The sequence below is a fragment of the Polaromonas eurypsychrophila genome (assembly GCF_014641715.1).
In the GTDB taxonomy this organism is placed as follows: Bacteria; Pseudomonadota; Gammaproteobacteria; order Burkholderiales; family Burkholderiaceae_C; genus Polaromonas; species Polaromonas eurypsychrophila.
The window spans coordinates 13,558-36,754 of sequence record NZ_BMIG01000002.1; the positions used below are offsets into that span (position 1 = coordinate 13,558).

23 protein-coding genes are annotated in these 23,197 nt (G+C 61.9%); 14 read left to right on the forward strand and 9 right to left on the reverse strand.

Annotated features, from left to right (window positions below; translation table 11 throughout):
* Positions 1–149 precede the first annotated feature (149 nt).
* The 3 genes from IEX16_RS02590 to IEX16_RS02600 all read left to right on the forward strand — a co-directional run bounded on the left by IEX16_RS02590 (position 150) and on the right by IEX16_RS02600 (position 3,115).
* Positions 150–860 carry a response regulator gene (locus tag IEX16_RS02590; protein WP_188707141.1) on the forward strand — a complete coding sequence of 237 codons (711 nt, stop codon included), beginning with the start codon at positions 150–152 and terminating at the stop codon, positions 858–860.
* A 56-nt stretch (positions 861–916) separates the two neighbouring features.
* A complete protein-coding gene (locus tag IEX16_RS02595) occupies positions 917–2,128 on the forward strand; it encodes a HAMP domain-containing sensor histidine kinase (RefSeq protein WP_188706328.1) in 1,212 nt (403 codons plus the stop codon).
* A 369-nt stretch (positions 2,129–2,497) separates the two neighbouring features.
* On the forward strand, positions 2,498–3,115 hold the full coding sequence (locus IEX16_RS02600) for a carboxymuconolactone decarboxylase family protein (protein WP_188706330.1): 618 nt from the start codon (positions 2,498–2,500) through the stop codon (positions 3,113–3,115).
* Here the strand turns inward: IEX16_RS02600 and waaF are convergent.
* The 9 genes from waaF to radA form a co-directional block, all read right to left on the reverse strand.
* Positions 3,112–4,119: a lipopolysaccharide heptosyltransferase II gene (gene waaF, locus IEX16_RS02605; protein WP_188706332.1), complete on the reverse strand. Its 1,008-nt coding sequence runs from the start codon at positions 4,117–4,119 to the stop codon at positions 3,112–3,114. The genes IEX16_RS02600 and waaF overlap by 4 nt on opposite strands.
* Before the next feature lie 93 nt (positions 4,120–4,212).
* Positions 4,213–4,422: a zinc-finger domain-containing protein gene (locus IEX16_RS02610; RefSeq protein WP_188706334.1), complete on the reverse strand. Its 210-nt coding sequence runs from the start codon at positions 4,420–4,422 to the stop codon at positions 4,213–4,215.
* A 124-nt stretch (positions 4,423–4,546) separates the two neighbouring features.
* On the reverse strand, positions 4,547–5,485 hold the full coding sequence (locus IEX16_RS02615; protein WP_188706335.1) for a branched-chain amino acid transaminase: 939 nt from the start codon (positions 5,483–5,485) through the stop codon (positions 4,547–4,549).
* A gap of 98 nt (positions 5,486–5,583) precedes the next feature.
* Positions 5,584–6,009 (reverse strand): FKBP-type peptidyl-prolyl cis-trans isomerase, encoded by a 426-nt coding sequence (locus IEX16_RS02620; protein WP_188706337.1) that lies wholly within the window; start codon positions 6,007–6,009, stop codon positions 5,584–5,586.
* Between the two features lie 216 nt (positions 6,010–6,225).
* Entirely contained in the window at positions 6,226–7,548 is a 1,323-nt protein-coding gene (locus IEX16_RS02625; RefSeq protein ID WP_188707143.1) for an HlyD family type I secretion periplasmic adaptor subunit, read from the reverse strand.
* Positions 7,549–7,555: 7 nt separating this feature from the next.
* Complete coding sequence (locus IEX16_RS19850; protein WP_229676173.1) at positions 7,556–8,131, reverse strand: ATP-binding cassette domain-containing protein; 576 nt, start codon at positions 8,129–8,131, stop codon at positions 7,556–7,558.
* Positions 8,029–9,306, reverse strand: coding sequence for a type I secretion system permease/ATPase (locus tag IEX16_RS02630; protein WP_229676139.1), 1,278 nt, complete (start codon positions 9,304–9,306; stop codon positions 8,029–8,031). Before IEX16_RS02630 ends, IEX16_RS19850 begins: the two co-directional genes overlap by 103 nt.
* Before the next feature lie 135 nt (positions 9,307–9,441).
* Positions 9,442–12,276 (reverse strand): calcium-binding protein, encoded by a 2,835-nt coding sequence (locus IEX16_RS20200; RefSeq protein WP_188706338.1) that lies wholly within the window; start codon positions 12,274–12,276, stop codon positions 9,442–9,444.
* Positions 12,277–12,497: 221 nt separating this feature from the next.
* The gene (gene radA, locus IEX16_RS02640; protein ID WP_188706340.1) at positions 12,498–13,865 is read right to left on the reverse strand and encodes a DNA repair protein RadA; all 1,368 of its coding nucleotides are present in this window, start codon (positions 13,863–13,865) and stop codon (positions 12,498–12,500) included.
* A gap of 104 nt (positions 13,866–13,969) precedes the next feature.
* Between radA and hpaR the strand changes: the two genes are divergently transcribed.
* The 11 genes from hpaR to IEX16_RS02695 all read left to right on the forward strand — a co-directional run bounded on the left by hpaR (position 13,970) and on the right by IEX16_RS02695 (position 23,031).
* Positions 13,970–14,401: a homoprotocatechuate degradation operon regulator HpaR gene (gene hpaR / locus IEX16_RS02645; RefSeq protein ID WP_188706342.1), complete on the forward strand. Its 432-nt coding sequence runs from the start codon at positions 13,970–13,972 to the stop codon at positions 14,399–14,401.
* Positions 14,398–15,021, forward strand: a complete 624-nt coding sequence (locus IEX16_RS02650; protein ID WP_188706344.1) for a fumarylacetoacetate hydrolase family protein — start codon at positions 14,398–14,400, stop codon at positions 15,019–15,021. Before hpaR ends, IEX16_RS02650 begins: the two co-directional genes overlap by 4 nt.
* Positions 15,018–15,764, forward strand: a complete 747-nt coding sequence (locus IEX16_RS02655; protein WP_188706346.1) for a fumarylacetoacetate hydrolase family protein — start codon at positions 15,018–15,020, stop codon at positions 15,762–15,764. The genes IEX16_RS02650 and IEX16_RS02655 overlap by 4 nt, the downstream gene beginning before the upstream one ends.
* Position 15,765: 1 nt before the next feature.
* The gene (gene hpaE, locus IEX16_RS02660; protein WP_188706348.1) at positions 15,766–17,229 is read left to right on the forward strand and encodes a 5-carboxymethyl-2-hydroxymuconate semialdehyde dehydrogenase; all 1,464 of its coding nucleotides are present in this window, start codon (positions 15,766–15,768) and stop codon (positions 17,227–17,229) included.
* Between the two features lie 118 nt (positions 17,230–17,347).
* Positions 17,348–18,220, forward strand: coding sequence for a 3,4-dihydroxyphenylacetate 2,3-dioxygenase (gene hpaD / locus IEX16_RS02665; protein WP_188706350.1), 873 nt, complete (start codon positions 17,348–17,350; stop codon positions 18,218–18,220).
* Positions 18,221–18,242: 22 nt separating this feature from the next.
* Complete coding sequence (locus tag IEX16_RS02670) at positions 18,243–18,650, forward strand: 5-carboxymethyl-2-hydroxymuconate Delta-isomerase (protein WP_188706352.1); 408 nt, start codon at positions 18,243–18,245, stop codon at positions 18,648–18,650.
* Between the two features lie 6 nt (positions 18,651–18,656).
* Entirely contained in the window at positions 18,657–19,457 is an 801-nt protein-coding gene (gene hpaH / locus IEX16_RS02675; RefSeq protein ID WP_188706354.1) for a 2-oxo-hept-4-ene-1,7-dioate hydratase, read from the forward strand.
* Between the two features lie 19 nt (positions 19,458–19,476).
* Complete coding sequence (locus IEX16_RS02680) at positions 19,477–20,307, forward strand: aldolase/citrate lyase family protein (RefSeq protein WP_188706356.1); 831 nt, start codon at positions 19,477–19,479, stop codon at positions 20,305–20,307.
* A 26-nt stretch (positions 20,308–20,333) separates the two neighbouring features.
* Complete coding sequence (locus IEX16_RS02685; protein WP_188706358.1) at positions 20,334–21,110, forward strand: class II aldolase/adducin family protein; 777 nt, start codon at positions 20,334–20,336, stop codon at positions 21,108–21,110.
* 38 nt (positions 21,111–21,148) lie between these two features.
* Positions 21,149–22,129, forward strand: a complete 981-nt coding sequence (locus IEX16_RS02690; RefSeq protein WP_268236584.1) for a 2-dehydropantoate 2-reductase — start codon at positions 21,149–21,151, stop codon at positions 22,127–22,129.
* Positions 22,129–23,031, forward strand: coding sequence for a DMT family transporter (locus IEX16_RS02695; RefSeq protein WP_188706362.1), 903 nt, complete (start codon positions 22,129–22,131; stop codon positions 23,029–23,031). Before IEX16_RS02690 ends, IEX16_RS02695 begins: the two co-directional genes overlap by 1 nt.
* Positions 23,032–23,197 lie beyond the last annotated feature (166 nt).

A 23,197-nucleotide genomic window follows, 5' to 3' on the forward strand; every position in this document is an offset into this window, starting at 1 on the left:
AGAACACCATGAGCGAACACCGCAGCAGCCCAAGCCATCGCGCCGATACCGCCAGCCCTTTCGCCGGCGCGGACCTACTCGCGCCTGACAGCACAAGCTCCAATGGCTACACTGACCCACATGCCTCCCAACGTCCAGCGAGCCAGACCATGACGCAGCAACTTTTGATGATCGAGGACGACACCCGCCTGGCCACCATGGTGGGCGAATACCTGCGCCAGTCCGGTTATGGCTTCACCCACGCGGTTGACGGCGCGAAAGGGCTGGAGGCGCTGGAGGTCTGCAAGCCCGACCTGGTGATCCTGGATCTGATGCTGCCCGACGTGGATGGCCTTGAAGTCTGCCGGCGCATCAAGAACCTGGGGGGCGACAGCGCCCGCACTGCCGTGCTGATGCTGACCGCCAAAGGCGACCCGATGGACCGTATCGTCGGCCTGGAAATCGGTGCCGACGACTACCTGCCCAAGCCTTTTGAGCCGCGCGAGTTGCTTGCCCGCATACGTGCCGTGCTGCGCCGAGGCAGTGAAAGCGGCGCCGCCGCCGGCACGCAGAAAGCGATGCGTTTCGGTTCACTGGAGATTGACCGCGATGCGCGCACCGTGCAGGTCAGCGGCAAAACCTGCGACCTGACCTCCTACCAGTTTGACCTGCTGGTGGCGCTGGCCGAACGCGCCGGTCGCGTCCTCAGCCGCGACCAGATCATGGAGGCCGTGCGCGGCCGCGAGCTTGAGGCCTTTGACCGCTCCATCGACGTGCACATGGGTCGCATCCGCAGCGCCATTGAAGTCGATGCCAAGGACCCCAAACGCATCCTGACGGTGCGCGGCGTGGGGTATGTTTTTGCCAAGCAGCAGGATTAACGCTTCGGCGTCCATCCCCTGACCTTCTGCCTGCTGCTGTTCTTCTGCCTGCTGTTATGTGGCTACGATTTACTTCACACCTGTATGTGCGCATCTGGCTGGCCGTGGTCGCCACCGTGGTCGTGCTGGCTTTTCTGGTCGGTGCGGCCTGGCAACTGAGCACCGATCCGCCGCAACTGCCGATCCGTGAAGTGCTGGTGCACAACAGCGCCGGCGAGGTGATCGGCAAGGCCCAGACCAAACCCGACCGCAAGCTCGGCGAAGGCCTCGAGTTCAATGTGCAGACGCTGGATGGACAGAATCTGCACCTTGTATTGCCGCGTCCCAAGCGCCCGCAGGCCAACTCCTGGACCCGCCCGCCCTTTGGCTTTGGCTTTGGCTGGATGCTGGGTGTGGTGGCGCTGGCAGTAGCGCTGGGCACTTACCCCATCGTGCGTCGCCTGACGCAGCGCCTGGAAGGCCTGCAACGCGGCGTCGAGCGCTGGGGCGACGGCGACCTTTCGGCGCGTGTCTCGGTCAATGGCAGCGACGAGGTGGCTTTCCTGGCCGAGCGTTTCAACCACGCGGCCGAGCGCATCGAGACGCTGATGGACACCCAGAAGTCGCTGCTCGTCTCCCACAAGTCGCTGCTGGCCAACGCCTCCCATGAATTGCGCTCGCCGCTGGCGCGCATCCGCATGGGGCTGGAGCTCATGGGCGAAGGCGCGGGCTCGGCGCAACACGCCGAAATCTCGCGCAGCATCAGCGAGCTGGACCAGCTGATCGACGAAATCCTGCTGGCCAGCCGGCTGGACGCGCGCCAGGCCGACGCCGAGCCGTTTGAAACCCTGGACCTGACCGGCCTGGCCGCGGAGGAATGCGCCCGTGTGCAGGCCGAGCTCGGCACCGCCGTCCAGAGCCACAGCCTGACGGTGCAGGGCTCGGCGCGCCTGCTGCGGCGCCTGATCCGCAACCTGCTGGAGAACGCCAGGCGTTACGGCACCGGCGAGATCAGCCTGGAATTGTCGCAATCGGGCATGGGCACGCAGGAAAGCGTAGTGATTCGCGTGAATGACCGAGGCCCCGGCGTTCCGGCCAGCCAGCGTGAACGCATTTTCGAGCCCTTTTACCGCCTGCCGGGCGCCAGCGAGCGCGAAGGCGGCGTGGGCCTCGGCTTGGCGCTGGTCAAGTCCATCACCGAGCGTCACGGCGGCAAGGTACGCTGCGAAGACCGGCCGGGTGGCGGCGCCTCTTTTGTGGTCGAACTGCCGGTGCTAGCTGCCACCTGACAGGCGACGGCCGGGCAGCAGCCCGCTTGATCGCGTTCAGTCCACGGCGAGTCGTGTGGCTGGCCACAAGCGTGAAATAACTCCCGATTTTTCGCGTTTTTCATGCTCAAAGAGACATCTCCCCCCTATTTGGGGGATGCCGCACAGGCGGCGCCCCCCTACAGTCGAAAAGTTGCTGTGACAACACATGGGAAGTAAAAAAACAAGGCAAAAGGCGAGGAAGCAGGTCGACCAACAGACCCGATGGATCTCAATGACGTTCTCGAAAGAGGACTTGGAAGCCACCGCGAGGTGGCTTTTTTTTGCCGGTGGCCGGACTGCACCGCGTTACCATGGTTGCCCGCCAACCACCCGACGCAGGAGTTCCACGTGCCATCACCGAACCCGGCCCCGCTTGTGCCCCAGGGCTTTTCGCCCGTGCCGCAGGAGCGGTTGCCGATGATGTCACCGCAAGCCATGACGGCAGCGCAGCGCGCATCGGCCGACGAGCTGATCGCGGGCCCGCGCAAGGCCGTACTGGGGCCCTTTATTCCGCTGTTGCGCAGCCCCGAGTTGATGGCCCGTGTCGGAAAAGTCGGCGAGTACCTGCGTTTTGACTGCATGCTGGAGGTTCGCATTCGCGAACTCGCGATGTGCCTGGTCGCGCGCCATGTGAGCAACCAGTTCGAATGGCTGATGCATGCGCCACTGGCGCTGAAAGCCGGTGTCGCGCAGCCTGTGCTGGATGCGGTAGCAGTCGGCAAGTACCCGCACAGCGCCGCCGCCGACGAGGCCGCCACGGTAGACCTCGTGCTGGAGCTGCTGGCCCACCACGGCGTGTGTGACGCGTCCTATGCCGCGGCGCTTGAAATTTTCGGCGAACAAGGCGTGGTCGAGCTGACGACGCTTGTGGGTTATTTCGCGATGGTCTGCTGGGTCATGAACGTGGCGCGCACCCCGGGCCAGCCGCAGGTCAGCTTCAACGCGCTGGATGCTTTTCCGGCTTAAACCGTAAGGGCCGCCAGCACCCGCGCGGCGGTGATGTCATTCAGGCAGCGGGTGTGGCCCAGCGGGCATTCGCGCTCGAAGCAGGGCGCGCAGTCCAGCGGCGGCTGGTAGTCCGGATCACTCTTGAGCCATAACACGGCGGCGCGCTCACTCAGCGGCGGTGTGTGCAGCGGGCTGGACGAACCGAAAATGGCGACCTGCGGCACGCCGAAAGCCGCCGCCACATGCATCAAGCCCGAATCGTTGCTGACGACCTGCCGGGCGGCGGCGATGGCGCACAGGGCCTGCACCAGCGTCGTTTTGCCGGCGAAGTTCAGGCAGCGACCCGGCTGCAGCGCATTGACGGGTGCCGCGATCTCTTCGCACAGCGCCGTCTCCTTGCCGGAGCCGAGCAGCACCACAGGCACGTCCAGGCTTTGGGCCAGCGCCGAAAAATGGGTGGCCGGCCAGCGTTTGGCCGGACCGTATTCGGCGCCGGGCGCAAACACCACATAAGTAGCGTGCTGCAGGCCAAGTTCGGCGAGCGCCTGGTCCACCTCGGCCGGCGGCATGGCCAGCACGGGCCGGTCCGTGTCCAGGTGGGTGTCGCCGCTTAGCGCTGAATAGAACGCCACCATGGGCGGGCGCTTTCCCTTGCGTGGGTTTTTCAGGCGATGTGTCAGCAGGCCGATGCGCGCCTCCCCGAGGTAGCCGATGCGTTTCGGGATGCCGGCCAGCAGCGGCAGCAAGGCGCTTTTTAGCGAGTTGGGCAGAACGTAGGCGGTATCGAACCGGCCGGCGATGCGTTTTGCCAGTGAACGGCGCGCCTTCAATTGCAGGCCACCGTGCGCGAACGGGAATTCAATGACTTCGCTCACCTGCGGCATGGCGCGGTACACCGGCGCCACCCAGGGCAGCGCGCCGACAGTGAGTTTCTCACCGCGCGCGTGCAGACGCCGCAGCAGCGGCTCGGTCATCACCGCGTCGCCTATCCACTGGGGGGCAATGATCAGGGAACTGCTCAAGTCTTGTCATTGCGGGCTTGACCCGCAATCCGTCGCCGGCACACCAACATGGATGCCGGATCAAGTCCGGCATGACAGGCTTGAGGCGAGCCCTCAGTGATGGCTACCAAAATGCTCGCCGTCTTTCAGCGTGTACAGCGTGCCGCAATAGGGGCACTTGGCCTGGCCGGTACGCGCCACATCCAGGTAAACCTTGGGGTGGCTGTTCCAGACGGCCATATCGGCCTTGGGGCTGGGGCAGAACACGCCGCCCTGCGGGTTCAGGTCTTTGGCCAGCAGTTCAACTGTGGAAGAGGTACTCATAAGTTCCTTGATAAAACGGACCGGTCTTTCCAAACAGGGGCCGCGGGTCCGGCTCTGCCGGCCCGCAGGCGCAGCGCCCCCTCGGGGGGCAGGGAGCCACACGCAGTGGGCGACCGTGGGGGCTTCATATTCTCGCGAGCCAGTGGGCGTATTTGGAGTTGCGGCCGTTGACGATGTCAAAAAACGCGCTCTGGATTTTTTCGGTGATGGGGCCGCGCGAGCCGGCGCCGATCTCGATGCGGTCGAGTTCGCGGATCGGCGTGACCTCGGCCGCAGTGCCGGTGAAAAAGGCCTCGTCGGAGATGTACACCTCATCGCGCGTGATGCGCTTCTGGATCAGTTCCAGGCCGAGGTCCTTGCAGATGTGCAGGATGGTGTTGCGCGTGATGCCGTTGAGCGCGCCGGCCGACAAATCGGGCGTGTAGACCACGCCGCCCTTGATGACAAAAATGTTTTCGCCCGCACCTTCGCTGACGAAACCCGAGGCGTCAAGCAGCAGGGCTTCGTCGTAGCCGTCGTCCAGCGCCTCCATGTTCGCCAGGATGGAGTTTGTGTAGTTGCTGACCGCCTTGGCCTGCGTCATGGTGATGTTGACGTGGTGTCGCGTGTAGCTGGATGTCTTGACGCGGATGCCACGGCGCATGCCCTCTTCGCCGAGGTAAGCGCCCCAGGCCCAGGCGGCAACCATCAGATGGATGGTGTTGCCCTTGGGCGAAACGCCGAGTTTTTGCGAACCGATCCAGGTCAGCGGACGCAGGTAGCAGCTTTCCAGATTGTTCTCGCGGACAACGGCTTTTTGCGCGTCCATCACCTCTTGCTGGCTGAACGGGATTTTCATGCGCAGAATCTTGGCGCTGTTGAACAGCCGTTCGGTGTGTTCTTCCAGCCGGAAGATCGCCGTGCCATCGGCGGTGTTGTATGCGCGCACACCTTCAAAGGCGCCGCAGCCGTAATGCAGCGTGTGCGTCAAAACGTGGATCTTGGCGTCACGCCAGTCCACCATCTGGCCGTCCATCCAGATTTTGCCGTCGCGGTCTTCCATGGAGGGGGCTACTGGGGACATGGTGCTGATCCTGTGGTGAGTGTCATGAAAACGATTTCTTCAAGCCCGAACAAACAGCCCGTTGACGGGCAGAAGCCGGAAAACCGGGAACACTGATTTTAAGGGGCGGGCGCAGGCGCACCGGAATCGTCCACTGCGGCGGGACGAAACAAAGCGTGGTGGCTCAGCTTGCCGCCGGTAAATGTGCAACTCACCGAGGACCCCGAAGCATCTGTCCAGCGGAATACCTCCGGCTGTTCATCCTTGGGAGACAGCAACTCACCCAGCGACCGGGTCAGAGCCACCACGTGCAGCAATGTGACGCGTGACCTGAGCTTGGCATTGAGCATGACCGCGCTGTCGACATGACCGATAGGTCGGCTCGCTGCGCGCCTGAGCACCTGCATCATCCGGGTGAAGTGCAGCATGACCCACATCACCAGCCCGCCGACTGCGGCCGCCACACCGGCCCAGCCATAAAAGCGGTAGGCCAGCACCACAAAGGTAACGCCGGCGATGGGCACAAGAATTTTCTGGAAGTTCATGTTGCCATTTTGGCAGGACTGGAAAGCGATGGGCTGCGGAGAGTGCGTAGCTGGCCCGCAGGAGCCACTTCATCGCTGGTCTCCAGCATTTTGGGCACGCTGCCCTTTAACGCGGCATTAATTTGCTGCTATTTTGATAGCAAAATATGTAGCCTCCCGAACCGACGCTCAAGCCCCTTTCGCACCCCCCCCTCGGCCTAGGTGGTTGTCGCCGCTTCAGGGCTCAGTCATGGAGCGTCTGACTCGATCTAGCAGCGGCTTCAACAGGTAATTCATCGCTGTACGCTCGCCAGTGCGGACAAATATTTCAGCCGGCATGCCCGCCCTGATTTCATTTTTTTTCAGCTTGACCATGCCCTCGGTCGTAACATCAATGGATGCCTTGAAAAAAAGCAAGTTTGTCTTGGGGTCCATCAACACGTCAGCGGATACCTGGGTCAGCCTGCCTGCCACCTTGGGCGTGCTTACCTGGTCGAACGCAGTAAACAAAATGTCCACGGGCAAGCCGGGTTTGATCTTGTCGATGAGATGAGGGGGAATTTGCGCTTCTATTTTCAAGACCTCGTCGCGCGGCACAATTTCCATCAGGGGGCTGCCGGCCGGCACCACACCACCGACTGTGTGCACCGAAAGACCCATCACCAAACCTGTGGCTGGCGACTTGATCTCGGTATTGAGCACATCAAACTGCAGCCCCTCAAGCCGGCTGCCCAGCGAGGATGCATCGCGCTGGACATCGGACAGCTGCGACTCCACTTCCTTGCGAACTTCTTGATCGCGCGTCACCATGCGGATTTTGATCTCGGCAATCGCCTGCCGGCTGCGCCCTATGCTGCCGTTGTCCTCTGCAATCGCACCCAACATGGCAGAGTTGGCCCGTTCCTGGTCAAGGACACGAGTGCGCGGCATAAAGCCGTCGTCCGCAAGATTGCGCAGGTTTTTCAGTTGCTCCTGCAGTATTTTCAATTGCTCCTCCTTCGCCTGCCGCGACGCCTCGGTTCCCTGCACTTGAAGTTCCAGCCCGCGCATGTTTTCTCTCATGGCCGCCAGTTCACTGCTCAGGGACTTGCGCCGCGTTATAAAAAGCTGGTCTTGCAGCGCCATGGCGGCAAGTGCCCTCGGGTCGGATTTTTCGTTTTTCAGTGTTGAGGGAAATTCTGGGGTTTCGCGCGCGGTACGCTCTGCCGTCAGTCGGGCTTCCGTGGCCAGGCTGGTAAACCATTGGCCCTTGTAAATATCCAGCTGCGACCGGCTCTGCGTCTCGTCAAAGCGTATGAGCACCTGGCCAGCGGTGACCTGGTCGCCGTCTTTGGCGAGAATCGCCGCAATCTTGCCGGGCACCATGGGCTGAACCACCTTGCGGCTCCCGGTCACCACCACCGTGCCCGTTGCTGAAATACCTGCATCCAGGGGCGCCAGCAAAGCCCATGCCAAAAACCCTCCGAACCCAAGGATCAATAGCCCCCAACCCCAGCGCTGTGGTCGCGCGCTGTCCGTGTCGACAAGGACCGGGGGTTGAAGCTCGGCTGAGCCACGCATCGAAGGTTCAGGCGTCAAGATGAATGTCTTTCTTGTCGGGTACACGGTGAAGTGCGGCAAGCCCTTTGCGTGGCGCGGCTCTGGAGGCGGCGGCCACCGGACTCGGCACCGCAAGCGCTCTCATCGCAGTCAGAATTTCGGTCCGTGGGCCGTAAGCTCGCACGGTCCCCTCAGCGAGAATCATGATTTTTTGCACCGCATCCAATGACGCAGTGCGATGCGTGATCAAAATCGTGGTGCATCCTCGCGCAGTCAGCTCACCGATCGTCTCGGACAACGCCCTTTCCCCAGCCTCGTCCAGGTTTGAATTGGGCTCATCCAGAACCACCAGGGCCGGGTCCCCATACAAGGCCCGCGCCAGGCCAATGCGCTGCTTTTGGCCGCCCGACAATGCACTGCCCCCCACGCCCAGCGGCGTGTCGTAACCCTCGGGCAAACGCAAAATCAACTCATGCATGCCTGCGCGCTGCGCTGCCTGTATCACTTTCTCCGGGTCGAGTTCGCCAAAACGGGCAATGTTTTCAGCGACTGTTCCGTCAAACAATTCAATGTCTTGCGGCAGGTAGCCCAGATGAGGTCCCAGCTGATCCTTGTTCCACTGATGAAGGTCTGCGCCGTCCAGGCGCACCGTCCCCGCCATGGCACTCCACTGGCGCCAATGATGGCCACCGATTCGCCAGCAGCGATAGTGAAGTTGAGATTTTTCAGTATGAACTGCCTGGAAGAAGGCGCCGCCGCGGCAACACCTTCAAAACGCACTGCGCCACTGGGTGCGGCCAGGGGCATGCCATGTTGCCGAACCGGGTAGTTATTCAGGAGCTCCTTGATGCGCGCATAGGAGGAGCGCCCGGTGATGATCTGCTTCCAGTTCCCCACCAGCATTTCAACAGGCGCCAAGGCTCTGCTCACCAATATCGACGCGGCAATCATGCTGCCTGGCGACATCTTGCCCTCCAGTACCAGCAGGGCGCCGAAACCCAGCGCCAGCGATTGCATGGTGATACGGATAAATTTGGTCACGCCGCCCATCACTGCCGCCTGATCGCTGGCTATGGCCTGCAGGTGGATCTGCTTCTGATGCAGCCCATGCCAGCGCCGGCGAATCTGGGGCAGCATCCCCAGAGCCTCGATGATCTCGGCGTTTCGCAGATGGTGGCCCAAGGCCAACTGCGACTGGGCGCTGTACTTTTGCGCTTCGTCAAGCTTGGGCTTGGAGATTTTTTCATTCACCACAGCGAGCACGCCAAGCAGCAAGGCACCGACCAAAGCAAAGATGCCCAGCTCAATGGAGAAAAGCGAGATCACGATCAGATAGATGGGCATCCAGGGCGCGTCGAACAAGGTCAACAGCGCAGGGCCGGTCAGGGTCTGGCGCAATGTGTCCAGGTCAAGCATGGGCTGCGTTGCATTGCTGCCTGACTGCGCCAAACTTCGATCGAAGGTGGCGTTGAACACCGGGGCATTGAGTTCGGCATCCAGTTGAGCACCCACTCTCACCAGCACCCAGGTCCGTATGGCCTCCAATGCGCTCATGAACACAATGGCCCCCACGAGCAAAACGGTCAAAACAACGAGGGTGGTTTCATTGCGACTTGCCAATACCCGGTCATAGACCTGCAGCATGTAGAGCGATGGCGCGAGCATCAACAGATTCAAAAATCCGCTGAAGATGGCGACGGTCACAAATGCCCCGCGCAACTTGCGCAGAGTCGATGGCAACTCGTCTCGCAAGGGGGAACTGGCAGGAGGGGGGCTCATGAATGACTGCTTACTACTCTTGGTTGCCTGAACTCTGGGGGCCTGGACGGACGGAGACGACTTGGCGCCAAGCCAGACACGTCTTTTTTCTACGTTCGACTTGGCGCCTGCCCTCGGCCTGCTGAAAACCGCTGTTTACGCCGCCCAGTCAGCCATGGTCACGGTCACGGCCTGGCCCACTAGCAGGATGCCGGTTTCGCCACCTGCCGTAGAGCTGTACTGGTCATATCCTGCGGTTCCTGATGTGTCACGGCGCCAGCCTGTCTCGATTTGAAGCTGATCCCCGGCATCGCCATCGACGGTGAGGGTGTCACTTTCAGCGGACAGAGCCAACATCTGTTCCAGGGTGAGTCGGACGGATGTGGCGCTGCCGTTGCCCATGTCCACCGACTCGAGACCGGTCAGAGTCGTGCCCGCCAGACCTGCCATGTTCAGGAAACTGAGGTCCGCTGCCAACTGGAGGGTGTCGCCGCCGCTGCCCCCTGCCACCTGCTCTTGGCCGGAATGAATGGTCAGGGTGTCGTTGCCGCCGTTGCCACTCAAGCTGTCCAGCCCCCCCATGCCGTCGATGCTGTTGTCAGAATCATTGCCCTGAATCACATTTGCCAGCGCGTTGCCGTTGGCCACCACGCCGGTCTGGCCGATCAGGATCAGGTTCTCGAAATTGCCCTGCAAGGAGTAGCTGATGTAGCTTTGAACAGTGTCTGTGCCTTCGTTGGCCGCCTCCCAGACGAAGTCGCCAAGATCGTCGACGATCACGGTGTCGCTGCCCACACCGCCGAACATCTGGTCTTGGCCCAACTCACCATTGAGAAAATCATCTCCAGCGTCGCCATACAGCACATCATTGCCAAAACGGCCGAGCATCACGTTGTCCAAGCCGTTGCCCACGAGGTAATTGTCCAGCTCATTACCGGTAGCGCTGATGGCAATGTTGCCAATCAGTGTCAGGTTTTCCACGTTGCCACCAAGCGCGTAGCTGATGTAGCTTTGCACCGTGTCTGTCCCCTCGGCAGGGCGCTCAGTGATCGCATCCAGCACGCTGTCCACAACCAGCATGTCGTCGCCAGCGCCACCTTCCAGAAGATCCTTACCGGTTTCGCCGTTCAAAAAGTCGTTGCCAGCACCGCCTGACAGATAGTCGTCACCAGCACGGCCAAACAGGTTGTCGTGGCCTGCGGTGCCGGTCAGCACGTCATTGCCATCGGTGCCAATTTGCGTCGTGCCGGGGCTTGGCGGAACTGGCGATGGCGTCGCGGCGACCACGCGTGCATTGATGTCAGCATTGCTCCAGGCGGTATCCGAAAACCTGATGTTGTGAACGGGATAAAGGTTGGCCGCAGACGATGCAAAGTAGTTTTCGACCGTCACGCTGTCGTCGCCATCGTTGCGATCAATCACCAAATCGTTTCCCGTGCGGGTCAGCACAACCTCGGTAGATGCGATGCCCACCGGGCTGGAACCCAGAGAGCCTACAGCGTAAGACTTCATCAGTTCAATGGTCGTACGGTCCGCTACACCTGCGGTAGCGATGCCGCGAACAATGTCCTGCCCATCACCCAATTGGAAGATCAACCGGTTTTGACCGGTTCCGGCATCCAGCACGTCATTGCCATGGCCTCCATCCAGAAAATCATCACCTACATCGCCCAAAAGAGTGTCGGCACCAGCACCGCCGAGCAGGCGGTCACCGTCGCCACCGCCGTTGAGCACGTCGTTGCCATTGCCGCCCATCAACAGGTCACGGCCGGCTCCGCCGAGCAAATAATCATTGCCATCGCCACCTGAAATTTGGTCTGAACCATCCTTGCCATCAATGGTGTCATTCCCGCCCAGTCCGGTCAGCGTTTCATTGCCGTCGGTGCCGCGTATAAACCGGTCACCGTTGCCTATGGGTCCGAGCTGCGCAGCTTCGAACTGGGCACTGGTCCACACCGTGCCGTCACTGAACACCGCTGTGGTGAGTGGGCGGTTTACCGAGCTGAAGTAGTCCACCACCGACAGCTTGTTGTCTATAAAGCCAACGATGTAAAAATTCAGGTCATTGCCTTCATGGCGCACTGCAACGTCGGCGGCAATGACGCCGGCCTCAAAGCGCAACTGGTCGGTTTCGCCGCTGACCGATGTATCCACGATACGGTCAGACCGCGAACTGCGGCCAAACAGGTAAGCGTCGTCGCCTGCGCCTCCCGACATCGTGTCGTTTCCCGGAAAGTAATTGCTGCCAAAGAGGTCCGCCTCTTTACCGGGGGGCAATAAGTCAAAGCCACCGTTCAGCACATCGTTACCGGCACCGCCATACAGCGTGTCGTTGCCCAAGCCGCCGTCCAGGGTGTCGGCGCCGGCTTGACCATACAGAATGTCGTTGCCGTAGTCACCAAACAACATGTCGTCGGCCAGCGAATAAATCAGGTCTCTGCCTTCGCCCTGGTCGCCCCAGATCACGTCATTGCCATGGCCGCCGTAAAGCATGTCCGCGCCCGTATTGCCGGAAAACGAGTTGCTTCCTCCGAAGTAAGCAAAGTCGCCCTGAATGTAGTCATCTCCTATGTAGCCATACACCGTGTCGTTACCGGTGTTGTTGCCAAAGATACGGTTATCAAGCCCGTTGCCAAGCGCGGACATGTTGTTAAAGCGGCCAACCAAGACCAGGTTTTCAACGTTGGCAGGCATGTAGTAGATGCCGGTGAACGTATCGTCCCGAAAGTAGACGCTGTCGTTGCCCTCATTGAGTTCCTCAATGACGGTGTCCGTGCGATCAATCTCGTATCGGTCATCGCCCGTTCCGCCCAGCAAGCGATCATTACCCGCTTCGCCGAACAACTTGTCGTTGCCGGGGCCGCCTAGCAACTCGTCATCGCCGCCGCCGCCGTAAATAGTGTCGTTGCCTTGAAGCGCGTCAATGATGTCAGGCTGCGCGTCGCCGTTGATGGTGTCGTCGCCAGAGGTGGAGGCCGGGGTGTAGCTCATGTCGGTTCCTTGGGTTGAATGAATAAATTCATTATGAGAACCGATGGAAGCCGATGTATGTGCGATCTGCCGCCAATGACTTGCGTATTAAGGTAAGCCATTGTTCACGGGGCCTTGACTGACAAGGCGTCAGTCCCCTGTCTGGTCAATGGCGCAATTGGATCCTGCAACCCGCGCGCGAGCTCGGCTCAAAGCGCCTTGGTGACGGCTGCTGCGGTAGATCAGCTCAGGCTGCGCACGACTTCCATGGCCTGATCGACACGCTCTACCGCATGGATGGTCAAACCCTCGATTGGCTTTTTCGGCGCATTGGCCTTGGGCACCACGGCCACGCTGAAACCCAGCTTGGCGGCTTCCTTGAGCCGCTCCTGACCGCGTGGTGCAGGGCGCACCTCGCCTGCCAGGCCGACTTCGCCGAAAGCGATGAAACCCTTGGGCAGTGGCTTGCCGCGCAGGCTGGAGGTGATGGCCAGCATCACTGACAGATCGGCCGCCGGCTCGCTGATGCGCACGCCGCCCACGGCATTGACGAACACGTCCTGATCCATGCAGGCGATACCGGCGTGGCGGTGCAGCACCGCCAGCAGCATGGCCAGGCGGTCCCGGTCCAGGCCGACCGACAGCCGGCGTGGGCTCGGGCCACCGCTGTCAACCAGCGCCTGGATTTCGACCAGCATGGGCCGCGTGCCTTCCAGCGTGACCAGCACGCAACTGCCGGGCACCGGCTCGCTGTGCTGGCTTAAAAAGATGGCGCTGGGATTGGTTACACCCTTGAGGCCTTTTTCGGTCATGGCGAACACGCCGATTTCGTTGACCGCACCAAAGCGGTTTTTGATCGCGCGCACCAGGCGAAAGCTCGAATGGGTGTCGCCCTCAAAGTACAGCACGGTATCCACCATGTGCTCCAGCACACGCGGGCCGGCCAGCGCGCCCTCCTTGGTGACATGGCCGACAAGAATGATGCAAACGCCGCTGGACTTGGCCGCGCGTGTCAGGTGGGCTGCACATTCGCGCACCTGGGCCACCGAGCCCGGCGCGGAGGTGAGCTGGTCGGAATACACGGTCTGGATCGAGTCGATCACCGCCACCGCCGGCTTGGTGGCGTCCAGCGTGGCAAGAATTTTCTCAAGCTGGATTTCCGCCAGCACCTTGACCTGCGAACCGTCCAGCCCGAGACGGCGGGAACGCAAGGCGACTTGAGCGCCGCTTTCTTCGCCGGTCACGTACAAGGTATCGAGGCCGCCGCGCTGGAGAGAGTCCAGCGCCTGCAGCAGAAGGGTGGATTTGCCGATGCCGGGATCGCCGCCTATCAGCACTACGCCGCCTTCAACGATGCCGCCGCCCAGCACGCGGTCCAGTTCCTCATGGCCGGTCGGGGTGCGCGCCATGTCGGTGGCCTCGATATCAGCAAGGGTGGCGACTTCCGAGGGTTTGGCCAGCGAAGCAAAACGGTTTTTGACCGGCGAGGAACTTTCGGCGGCCGATTCGACCAGCGTGTTCCAGGCGCCGCAATGCGGGCATTTGCCCAGCCATTTCGAGTTGGTTCCGCCGCACTCGGTGCAGCTGTAAATCGTCTTGTCTTTGGCCATGCCGAATGTTACTGTATTTATACACAGTAAGGGTAAGTCCCAGCGTTGCGGCCGGGAGGGTGTTTGCTGCTTTCATTTAACATGTTAAATAAATAAACACCTCAATGACCACGCCTTTTATCCACCGCAATTTGCCCCGCTTGCTGCTGCAGGCGCGTGAATCCGTGATGGCGCATACCCGGCCTCGGCTACGCGAACATGCGCTGAGCGACCAGCAGTGGCGTGTGCTGCGGGTGCTCGGCGAACACGGCGTGGTGGAAACCGGCAGGGTCGCGCGCGAAGCGTTCATCCTCGGCCCCAGCCTGACCGGGGTTTTGAGCCGCATGGAACGCGACGGCCTGATCCGCCGCGCGCGCGATCCGGCCGACCAGCGCCGCAGCGTGGTCGAGGCCACCGACAAGGGCACGCAACTGGTTAGCACCCTGTCGCAAACCATTGAAGCGCACTACGCCTGGATGGAGCAATCGCTGGGCAAACAAAATCTGTCGCAGCTTTACGAGCTGCTCGACAAGGTGATTGAACTGGAGCAGCCATGAGCTGGATGCCTGAAGGAACGGTGTACGGGGTGTTGCTCAATTTCAAGAACGAAATGGATGCCCTCGCGCCGCAAATGAACCAGCCGCCGTACAAGGCGCCGCCGAAAGCCCCGGTGCTGTATGTCAAGACGGCCAACACCTGGAGCGCGCACGGCGCGGCGATCACCGTGCCGGCCCATGTGCCCGAAGTCGAGATCGGCGCCACCATCGCGATGGTGATCGGCGAAGCGGGCAAGGCGCAGGGTTATGTCCTGATGAACGACCTGTCGATCCCCCACGGCAGTTTTTTCCGTCCGCCAGTCAAGTTCAAAAACCTGGACGGCTTTCTCGGCATAGCCGAGCGCCTGTTATCGGCATCAGAAGCCAGCGATCCTTCAATATTCAAGCTGGAGGTACGCATCAACGGCGAGCTGAAGCAGAGCGCCGATTTTTCGCAGCTGGTGCGCCCCGCCGCGCAACTTCTGGTTGATGTTGGCGAGTTCATGACCTTGCGCGTCAGCGACGTGTTGATGCTCGGCTGTGACGCCGGTCGGCCACTGGCCAAAGTGGGCGATCGCATTGACATCACGGCGCCCGGTTTCGGCACGCTGAGCAACATACTCGTCGCGGAGGCCCCATGAAACATGCACGGGTTGTTCACCTAGGCAACGTGCATTCAGCCACAGAACGCGACGGCCAACTCCTGCTGGACAACGGACAACTCGTCGCCGAAGACGCCGTAAGCTGGCTGCCGCCACTGGCGCCCACCCACCGTCCGCGCACCATCCTCGCGCTCGGGCTGAACTACGCCGATCACGCAAAGGAACTGGAATTCAAGGCCCCCGAAGAGCCGCTGGTTTTTGTGAAGGGTGAAAGCACGCTGATAGGGCATCGCAAGCTCACGCGTCGGCCGGCCGGGGTGCAGTTCATGCATTACGAGTGCGAACTCACCATCGTGATCGGCAAGACTGCAAAAAAGGTGAAATGCGACGACGCGCATGACTTCATCGCCGGCTACACCATCGCCAACGACTACGCGATCCGCGACTACCTGGAGAACTGGTACCGTCCGAACCTGTGTGTGAAAAATCGCGACACCTGCACGCCGCTGGGCCCATGGCTGGTCGATGCGGCAGATGTCGCCGACCCAATGGCGCTGGCGCTGCAGACCACCGTCAACGGAAAGGTCACGCAATCCGGCAACACGAAGGACATGATCTTTGACGTGAACTTCCTGATCGAATACTTCAGCAGCTTCATGACCCTGCAACCCGGCGACCTGATCCTGACCGGCACGCCCGACGGCGTGGTCGACTGCAGGCCCGGTGATGTCATTGTGACGAGCATCGAACGTTTGGGTGGCCTCATCAACACCATTGAATGACATGAAAAAGATCGATCACCTCATCAACGGCAAGTCCGTAGCCGGCAGCAGCTATTTCGACACCGTCAACCCGGCCACGCAGGAGGTGCTGGCCGAAGTGGCTTCCGGCGGCGAGGCGGAAGTCAACGCCGCTGTGGCAGCCGCAAAAGAAGCCTTCCCGAAGTGGGCAAGCATGCCGGCGCCGCAGCGCGCCAAAATCATCCGCAAGCTCGGCGACCTGATCGCCGCGCATGTGCCCGGGATCGCGCAAACCGAGACCAATGATTGCGGCCAGGTCATTGCCCAGACCGGCAAACAACTGATCCCGCGCGCGGCTGACAACTTTTACTACTTTGCCGAGATGTGTACCCGGGTCAATGGCCACACCTACCCGACCGAGACGCACCTGAACTACACGCTGTACCACCCGACCGGCGTATGCGCGCTGATCTCGCCGTGGAATGTGCCCTTCATGACGGCCACCTGGAAGGTTGCGCCCTGCCTGGCCTTTGGCAACACCGCGGTGCTCAAGATGAGCGAGCTCTCGCCGATGACGGCGGCGCGACTGGGCGAGCTGGCGCTGGAAGCCGGCATTCCGCCTGGCGTGCTCAACATCGTGCATGGCTACGGCAAGGAAACCGGCGAGCCGCTGTGCCGCCATCCGGACGTGCGCGCGATCTCGTTCACCGGCTCCACCGCCACCGGCAACCGCATCGTGCAGGCCGCAGGCCTGAAAAAATTCAGCATGGAGCTGGGTGGCAAATCGCCCTTTGTGATCTTCGACGATGCGAACCTGGAACGCGCGCTCGACGCTGCGATCTTCATGATTTTTTCAAACAACGGAGAGCGCTGCACCGCCGGTTCGCGCATTCTGGTTCAGCAATCGATTTATGCCGACTTCGCCGCAAAGTTCGTGGCGCGCGCCAAACGCATCCAGGTCGGCGACCCGCTGGACGAAGCCACCACCATCGGCCCCATGATTTCGCAGGCCCATCTGGCTAAAGTGCGCAGCTACATAGCACTGGGCCCGAAAGAAGGCGCAACACTGCTCTGTGGTGGCCTCGGTGCACCGGACTTGCCAGCGCGTGTGCAAAAAGGCAACTACGTGCTGCCCACCGTATTTGCCGATGTGGACAACCGCATGCGTATCGCGCAGGAGGAAATCTTCGGCCCGGTCGCCTGCCTCATCCCTTTCAAGGACGAGGCCGAGGCGATCCGCCTGGCTAACGACACGCAGTACGGTTTATCAAGTTATGTCTGGACCGAAAACATCGGGAAGGCGCACCGCGTCGCCGCCGCCGTCGAAGCCGGCATGTGTTTCGTCAACAGCCAGAATGTGCGCGACCTGCGCCAGCCGTTCGGCGGCACCAAGGCATCCGGCACCGGCCGCGAGGGCGGCACCTGGAGTTATGAGGTGTTCTGCGAGCCGAAGAATGTGGCGGTCTCGTTGGGAAGCCACCACATCCCGCACTGGGGAAACGCATGAGTATCCTGGGTTGTCATCCCGGACTTGATCCGGGATCCACGCTCGCGAGAAGCTGCATCCCGGTTCACCACGATGGATTGCGGGTCAGGCCCGCAATGACAAACCGGGAGACATTCCGATGGGAACCCTAGCACTCGCCGCCAAAATCACGCATGTTCCGTCCATGTATTTGTCGGAATTTCCGGGGCCCAACTTCGGCTGTCGCGACGCTGCCATCAATGGTCACAAGGAGATCGACCGCCGCTGCCGCGCGCTCTGCGTGGACACCATCGTGGTGTTCGACGTGCACTGGCAGGTCAACAGCGAGTACCACATCAACTGCGGGCCGCGCTTCGAGGGCAACTACACCAGCAACGAGTTGCCGCACTTCATCAAGAACATGCCCTATGCCTATCCGGGCAATCCCGAACTTGGCCACCTGATGGCCAACATGGCCAATGCCATGGGCGTGAAAAGCCGCGCGCATTCGGACACCACGCTGGAACTCGGCTACGGCACGCTGGTGCCTATGCGTTACATGAACAGCGACCAGCACTACAAGGTCATCAGCATCAGCGGCTGGTGCGACTGGCACGACCTGGCAGAGTCCGGCCGCTTCGGCCTGGCGGTGCGCAAGGCCATCGAGGAGGACTACGCCGGCACCGTTGCGGTGTTTGCCAGCGGCTCGCTGTCGCACCACTTTGCCGACAACGGCCGCGCGCCCGAGTTCATGCACAAGGTCTACGATCCCTTCCTCGAGCAAGTGGACCAGCGCGTGGTCGAGCTGTGGAAAGCCGGCGAATGGAAAACCTTTGTCGGCATGCTGCCCATGTACGCCGACAAATGCTGGGGCGAAGGCGACATGCACGACACCGCCATGCTGCTGGGCCTGCTGGGCTGGGACAGCTACAAGGCGCCGGCCGAAATCATCACACCCTACTTCGGCAGTTCGGGCACCGGGCAGATCAATGCGATTTTCCCGGTCACCCCGCTGCCTGCCTCCGCCAATTAACTGGACTCTGAACAAGTTTCACATGCCCCACCTCGTCATTCTCTACACCCCCAACCTGGAAGCGGAAGCCGACATGACGGCGCTGTGTCGCAAGCTGGCCGACATCATGCTGGAGACCCTCGACGAGGCGGGCAAACAGGTCTTCCCCACCGGCGGTACACGGGTGCTGGCCTACCCGGCGGCCCATTACGCCGTGGCCGACGGAAAGGGGGACTACGGCTTCATCTACCTCAATGTGCGGATGGCTGCCGGCCGCTCGGATGCTACAAAAAAAAGAGCAGGAGACGCGCTTCTGGCAGGGGCTAGAGACCATTTCGGCACACTTTTTGAGCGACAGGCCGTCGGTATGACCCTGCAGATCGACGAAAGCCCAGGCCAGGTCTACGACGGCAAACACAGCAGCCTGCATCCGCTTTTCAACAAGATCTGACTTCCTATGTTCAGCAAAGAACTGATTGAGCAGCTTGCCGCCGAACTGGATCGGGCCGAGAAGGCCCGCGTGCAAATCGAGCACTTCAGCAAACGCTTCCCCGACATGACGGTGGCCGACGGCTATGCGGTCTCCCGCGCATGGGTGCAGATGAAAATCGCTGGAGGACGTATTGCGCGTGGCCACAAGATCGGCCTGACCTCGCGCGCCATGCAGATCTCCAGCCAGATCGACGAGCCCGACTACGGCACATTGCTGGACGACATGTTTTTTGAGCCGGGTGAGCTTCCGTCTGCGCGTTTTATCGCGCCGCGTGTCGAAGTCGAGCTGGCCTTCATCCTGAAGAAGAAACTGGAAGGCACACACATCACCATCGACGAGGTTCTGGACGCTACCGACTACGTGCAGCCCGCCATCGAGATCATCGACGCGCGCATCGAGCAGTTTGATCGCCACAGCAAGGCCATGCGCAAGGTGCAGGACACCATCAGCGACAACGCGGCCAATGCCGGCATCGTGCTCGGCGGGCGCAGGGTCTCGCCGCGCGAGGTGGACCTGCCCTGGATCGGCGCCATCCTGCGGCAGAACGGCGTGGTCGAGGAGACCGGCCTGGCCGCCGGCGTGCAGGGCCACCCGGCCATCGGCGTGGCCTGGCTGGCGATGAAACTCGCGCCCTGGGGCGAATGCCTGCAGGCCGGTGAGGTCGTGCTGGCCGGTTCCTTCACCCGGCCGGTTGTTGCCAAATCCGGCAATGTGTTCGACGCCGACTACGGCCCGCTCGGTCGTTTTGAGTTTTCTTTTTCCTGAGCACAACCAAGCACAAATCATGCAAACAACCGCCAACACCTTCAAGCAGGCGATCGCCGCCGGACAGACGCAGATCGGCCTGTGGGTCAGCCTGGCCGATGCCTACAGCACCGAGATCTGCGCTGGCGCCGGTTTCGACTGGCTGCTGATCGACGGCGAACATGCGCCCAACGATGTGCGCAGCATCCTGGCGCAACTGCAGGTGGTGGCGGCCTACCCCTCGCACCCGATTGCGCGCGTGCCCATGGGCCACGGCCATATCGGCGAAGCGCTGATCAAACAGTACCTGGACATCGGCGTGCAGACACTGCTGGTACCCATGGTCGATACCGCCGGGCAGGCCGCCGCGCTGGTGCGCGCCACGCGTTACCCGCAATACGATGCGCAGGGCACGGACATCGGCGGCATACGCGGCATGGCCGGCGCGCGCGCCTCGCGCTGGGGCCGCATTCCCGGCTACGCGCATGAGGCCAATGCACAGGTCTGCCTGCTGGTGCAGGCCGAAACGCAAACCGCGCTGGACAACCTCGACGCGATTGCTGCTGTGGACGGTATAGATGGCGTCTTTATCGGCCCGGCCGACCTGTCGGCCTCGCTGGGTCATGTCGGCAACCCTGGCCATCCGAAGGTACAGGCGGCCATCGAGTCGGCGATCGCACGCATCATCCGGTCCGGCAAGGCGGCCGGCATCCTGACCACCGACGAAAAACTGGCACGCCACTACATCGCCCTCGGTTGCACTTTTGTCGCTGTTGGCCTGGACACCAATCTGCTGGTGCGCCATACCAGCGCGCTGGCCGCCAGCTTCAAAACCAGTATCAGCGTCGCGCCGGTCGGCAAGACCTACTGACACACCCTTCATCCGGAGCCCGAACCATGAACGCCGTCCTGAACCCGCCACCCGCCACCATGCATCCCGAGGAGTGGACCGCCCGCCTGCAACTGGCCGCCTGTTACCGCGTCTTCGCCATGCTGGGCTGGACCGAGATGATTTACAACCACATCACGGTGCGCCTGCCGGACAGCGTAACCGGTGGCGACAAACAGTTCCTGATCAACCCCTTCGGCCTGCACTACTCCGAAGTCACGGCAAGCAAGCTACTCAAGATCGACCTGCAGGGCAAAAAGCTCGACAACAACCCCTGGCCGGTCAATCCGGCTGGCTTCACGGTACATGCGGCTCTCCACGATGGCCTGCCCGACGCACATTGCGTGATGCACACCCACACCACCGCCGGCGTGGCCGTGGCCTGCACTGAGGGCGGCTTGGCGCAGAACAATTTTTACTCGGCGCAGCTTCACGATCTGGTGGCCTATCACGACTTCGAGGGCATCACCATCCATGCCGACGAGGCGCCGCGCCTGCTCAAAAACATCGGCAACAAGCCGGTGGTGATCCTGCGCAACCACGGTCTGCTGGCCTGGGCATCAACCTTGCCGCTGTGTTTTGTGCGGCTGTGGACCTTGCAGCGCGCCTGCGACATCCAGCTCGCGCAGGCGGCGATGGGGCCAGCGATTGCCGTGCCCGAAGCCGTGGCAAAAAAGACCACCCACGATTCCTTTCAGTTCGACGCGCAGTTCGGCGCCGGACAGGACGTCTTCGATGCGCTGGTGCGGCAGGTCGACCGGATCGATGACAGCTATAAAAACTAGAGCGAACAATGCCCGCAGGGGATGGGCCGGAGGCCAATTTGATCAATAAAGTATGCATTTACGGCGCCGGCGCAATCGGCGGCTGGATGGGCGTGAAGCTGGCGCAAGCCGGCTGCGCGCTCAGCCTGGTGGCGCGCGGTGGGACCCTGGCGGCGCTGCAGCAACACGACTTGCGGCTGCAGACGGGTGATGTGATCGCCTCGGTCAAGGTCAAGGCCAGTGCCGACCCGGCGGCACTCGGCGTGCAGGACCTCGTCATCATTGCGGTAAAGGCACCGGCGCTGGCCGAGGTCGCCAACGCCATCGCGCCGCTGATCGGACCCGACACCATCGTATTGACCGCCATGAACGGCGTGCCCTGGTGGTTTTTTGAAGGCTTCGGGGCGCAGTACGCCGGCACGCGGCTCAAAGCCGTGGACCCGGACGGCGCAATTGCCGCCGCCATTCCTTCGCGCCACATCATCGGTTGCGTGGTGCACGCGAGCTGCTCGCTCAACAGCCCGGCTTTTGTGAAGAATCACTTCGGCAACAAGCTCATCATTGGCGAACCCTCGGGCGAAAAAAGCGCGCGCGTGTTAGCGCTGGCGGCGCTGCTGGAGCATTCCGGCCACGAGGTCGCGGTGTCGGAGCAAATCCAGAAGGACAGCTGGTACAAACTCTGGGGCAACATGACGGTCAACCCGATCAGTGCCTTTACCGGCGCCACCACCGACCTGATCCTGGGCGATCCGCTGGTGCGCGATTTCATTTCGAAAGTGATGCTCGAAGCGAAAGAAATAGGCGCACGCATCGGCATACCAATAGACCAGCAACCGGAAGACCGGCATGCGGTCACACTCAAGCTCGGCGCTTTCAAGACCTCCATGCTGCAGGATGTGGAATCCGGCAAGGAGGTCGAACTTGACGCCCTGGTCACGGTGGTCAAGGAGCTGGGGGAACTGACCCAGGTGCCGACACCTTTCACCGACGCCTTGCTGGGACTTTCACGTCTCCATGCCCGCGTCCGCGGTTTGTACTGATGGCCAACACCAAAGCCATCAGCGGCACCGCCTTTGCCACCTTGCTGCTGATCGCGCTGATGATGGGCGCCAACCATGTGGCCGCGCGCATCGCCTTCAACAATGGCGTGGATGTGGCAACCGCGGTGGTGTTCCGCAGCGGCGTCACCACGCTGGTCATCGTGGCGCTGCTGGCGGTGGCACGCGTGCGTGTCAGCTTCAGCGCGCGCCACAAACGCATGTTGCCGCTGATTGGGCTGCTGATCGGCATCCAGAGCCTGTGTCTTTACTCGGCCGTGGCGCGCCTGCCGGTGGCCTTGGCCCTGCTGGCCTTCAACACTTACCCGATCTGGACCGCGCTGTGGGCCGCAGTGGTGTACCGCCAGAAGCCGGAACGCGCCATGCTGATCGCGATGCCGGTAATTCTGGTCGGGCTGGCGCTGGCGCTGGACGTGTTCGGCGCCGCCTCGGGCCTGGGCGCTTCCGGGCAATGGGCACGCATAGGCGCGGGCGCGGCGTTTGCCCTGGCAGCGGCCGGCACCTTCGGTCTGGCACTGGTCGTCACCCAGCAGGAAACCGCCGACGTGGACGGCCGCGTGCGCACCGCCACCACCATGACGGTGGCCGGCCTGATCGCTCTGGCGATGGTGGGTGCTCAGGGCGGTTTTCACTTGCCGCAGGCAGTGGCCGGCTGGGCCGGCCTGGCGGCGCTGACTTTTCTCTACGGCACGGCCTTCACCATCATGTTCACCGTGCTGCCGAAACTCGGCGTGGTCGGCAACTCGGCCATCATGAATGTGGAGCCGGTGTTTGCGCTGGTGTTGGCCTGGCTGATCCTGGGCCAGGAGATTGCGCCGGTGCAGGTGGCCGGCGCGTTGCTGGTGGTGGGCGCGGTGATGGTACTGGGGCTGAGGAAGCGCTGAAACTCCCAGCGCGCCGTAGCGGGGCCAGCTCCAGCACCCGGGTATGCAGAAGACAGCAAGGCCTGACTCCCCACTCCCAACCCCCCGCCCTTCCCTCGCCCCGCTGGGCGAGGGAAGGGAGCCTCATTTGGCCGCGTGCGCTGCGCTCACGTGCAAACATGACCGT